Origin of the sequence: Kribbella sp. (assembly GCF_035687465.1) — a bacterium.
Taxonomy (GTDB): Bacteria; Actinomycetota; Actinomycetes; order Propionibacteriales; family Kribbellaceae; genus Kribbella.
On the sequence record NZ_DASRXP010000346.1, the window covers coordinates 1 to 2,876 of the forward strand.

3 protein-coding genes are annotated in these 2,876 nt (G+C 68.3%); all 3 read left to right on the forward strand.

The genetic code is table 11. The annotated features are described in order from the left end of the window. Positions 1 to 922: hypothetical protein (locus tag VFG33_RS18295; protein WP_325054102.1), on the forward strand; the 922-nt coding region annotated here is incomplete at its 5' end. A gap of 267 nt (positions 923 to 1,189) precedes the next feature. Next, positions 1,190 to 1,489 carry a hypothetical protein gene (locus VFG33_RS18300; protein ID WP_325054103.1) on the forward strand — a complete coding sequence of 100 codons (300 nt, stop codon included), beginning with the start codon at positions 1,190 to 1,192 and terminating at the stop codon, positions 1,487 to 1,489. 6 nt (positions 1,490 to 1,495) lie between these two features. Then, positions 1,496 to 2,876: DNA cytosine methyltransferase (locus tag VFG33_RS18305; protein ID WP_325054104.1), on the forward strand; the 1,381-nt coding region annotated here is incomplete at its 3' end.

Genomic DNA, 2,876 nt, shown 5'->3' on the forward strand with positions numbered 1-2,876 from the left:
GGCGTACCAGCCAGACGCTGCCGACCAACTGTTCCCAGCCGCGCAGGTAACCGAGTTCGCGAGCGACAACGACGCCGACTTCAAAGAAGCCGCCCGCCTGCAACGTGAACGGGTTGTCGAGAACGCCGCGCGGCACGCCTACGACGTCCAGATCGCCCTCGCCGCCGAGGACGGCGACGATGGCAAGACGTGGATCGACCTCGCTGCCATCCGCAGCGAACTCGGCTCGCAGGCGCGCCAAGCGGGCAGGGAGCCGGACAGCCGCGAGGAGGTCGACGCCGCCTTGCAGCGAATGACCCACGACCAGGACTCCGGAACCGTTCACGTCATCCCTCAGGACCGTGAAGACCTGCTCGGTAAGGCAGAGCGTGACGCCGCCATTCGGTTCGGCGGCGCCGACCGGCACATGATGATGATCGAGGACACGGCGGATCAACAGATCGACACCGACCCCGCCGACACGACGGGAGACGAGACCGTCGAACGGCGCATGCTCCCCACGGACGATGACGACACGGAGGACGACTATGTCTCCAGCGCCCTCGGCGACGAAAGACATCAGCGGCATGATGCGCGCACCGATGTCCCGGTTGAGGACGCTTGGCAGCGGACCGACAGGGCCGACGATGATGCGGCCGAAGACGACCGCGCCGGCACGTTAGGCGCCGGAGGTCCGCGCCAGCAAGAAGACCGGGACGACCTGCGGGCGCAGATCGAGACCAGTGCTTGCACGGCGGCGATACGGCGTGCCGAGGTCATCGTTGACCGCGTCCGGGACCAGGCCGACACCGCGGCCGGTGACGATGCCCGCGACGAGGCGCTGACCCGGTGGCATGCCGATGACACCGCCGCGCGGGTCGAGGACGAGCAGGCCATCAAGGACACGGCCGCGGATCTGGGCAGTCCGCTGGCCGATGTCTGAACCGAGACTGGTCCGGCCTCCGGCCGGATCAATTCCCTTCTCTGGTTGAGGTTGGTGGGCGGTGCCAGACCGCCCCCTCCAAAGTCAAGGGGTTCTCGCCTGGAGGACGGCGGCGCTCGCAAGCTCGCTTGTTTCCTTGTCCACCAGCCGACAGCCCCTTGACTTCGGAGCCTCTAGCGGCCCGGCAGACGGCAGTAGCCGGCAGGCCCCAAGAACGGGCTGCCGTCACACAAAGCCCACCAGCTAGAAGGCCAAGGAGATCCACCAATGACCCTCACCAGCAAGAACCCGACAGCCGCCGAGTACTGCAATATCCCCAAGCCCGGCGAGGGAGAGTTCATTCTCCAGCTCGACCCCGAGGCCAGACGTGACGGCCTGGGCAACGTGAAGTTCCGCCTCTACTGGTTCGACCCGTGCACCCCCGCCGAAGGCGGACCGACGGACCACACACGGGGCCAGGTGTACAGGGCGAACCCCGATGACACGATCCGCCGCCTCTACAAAGACGGCGCCCGCTCCGTCCGCGTCATTCACGCCACCTCCCCGCTCCAGCCTGAAGGGAAGTGACCACCAATGACGCTCACCGTGACCGACCTGTTCTGCGGGGCCGGTGGCTCGAGCACCGGCGCGTCCCAGGTACCTGGGGTGACCGTGCGGCTGGCCGCGAACCACTGGAAGCTCGCCGTGGACACCCACAACAGCAACCACCCCGACACCGACCACGACTGCGCCGACCTGTCGCAGGTGGAGCCGCGCCGGTACCCGCGCACCAACGTGCTGTGGGCATCACCGGAGTGCACGAACCACTCGCAGGCCAAGGGCAAGAAGCGCAACGTGGACGCAACCCCGGACCTGTTCGGCGACACACTGCCGGACGAGGCGGCCGAGCGGTCCCGGGCGACGATGTGGGACGTGGTGCGGTTCGCCGAGCACCACCGTTACGACGCGATCGTGGTCGAGAACGTGGTCGACGCCGCGAAATGGATGCTGTGGGGCGCCTGGCGCACCGCGCTGGACGCGCTCGGCTACTGCTCGCACGTGGTCTACCTGAACTCGATGCACGCCCAGGCCGCTGGCCTCCCCGCACCCCAATCGCGCGACCGGCTCTATGTGGTCGCGCACCTGCGTGCCAGCCGGTGCCCGGACCTGAACCGGTGGACGAGGCCGACCGCCTACTGCGAGGGCTGCGGCGAAGCGGTGCGGGCGATGCAGGCGTGGAAGCAGACCGACAAGGCGTGGGGCCGCTACCGCGCCCAGTACGTGTGGCGCTGCCCGCGCGTGACGTGCCGCAACACCGTCGTCGAGCCCGGATGGCTACCCGCTGCCGCAGCCATCGACTGGACCCTGCCGGGTCAGCGCATCGGTGACCGCGCCAAGCCACTGGCCGCCAAGACGATGCAGCGAATCGTCGCCGGTCTCGCCCGCTACGCACAGCCCGAGCTACTGATCCCGGTGGAAGGCCGCGACGGCAAGACAGCAGCGCCGCTGGCCGAGGCAATGCGGACCATGACGACCCGCAACGAGACCGCGTTACTGGTCCCGGCAGGAGGCACCTGGAACGAGTCGGCCACATCGGTCGCCGAGGTGATGCGGACTAGGACCACGCGCGAGTCCGAAGCGCTGGTCGTGCCGCTGCGCAACAACAACACCACCAAGCGAGTAGGAGACCCGTTCGACACGTTCGCTGCCGCAGGCAACCACCACGCACTCCTCATGCCGTACTACGGCAACGGCACCAGCCGTGCCACGAGCCACCCCCACGGCACCTTCACCACCCGCGACCGGTACGCGCTGATCATGCATTCCTCGACTGCCGGGGTCTGGGGCTCGAGCAGCGACTGGTGCCCGGCGGTGGTGATCGTGCGCAGCGTCTGCGTGGCCGGGGTGCACATCTCGGCTCCGGCGCCCTTGGAGGAGTTGTTGCGCATGATCAGCGCGTACCGCTCGCGGGTGG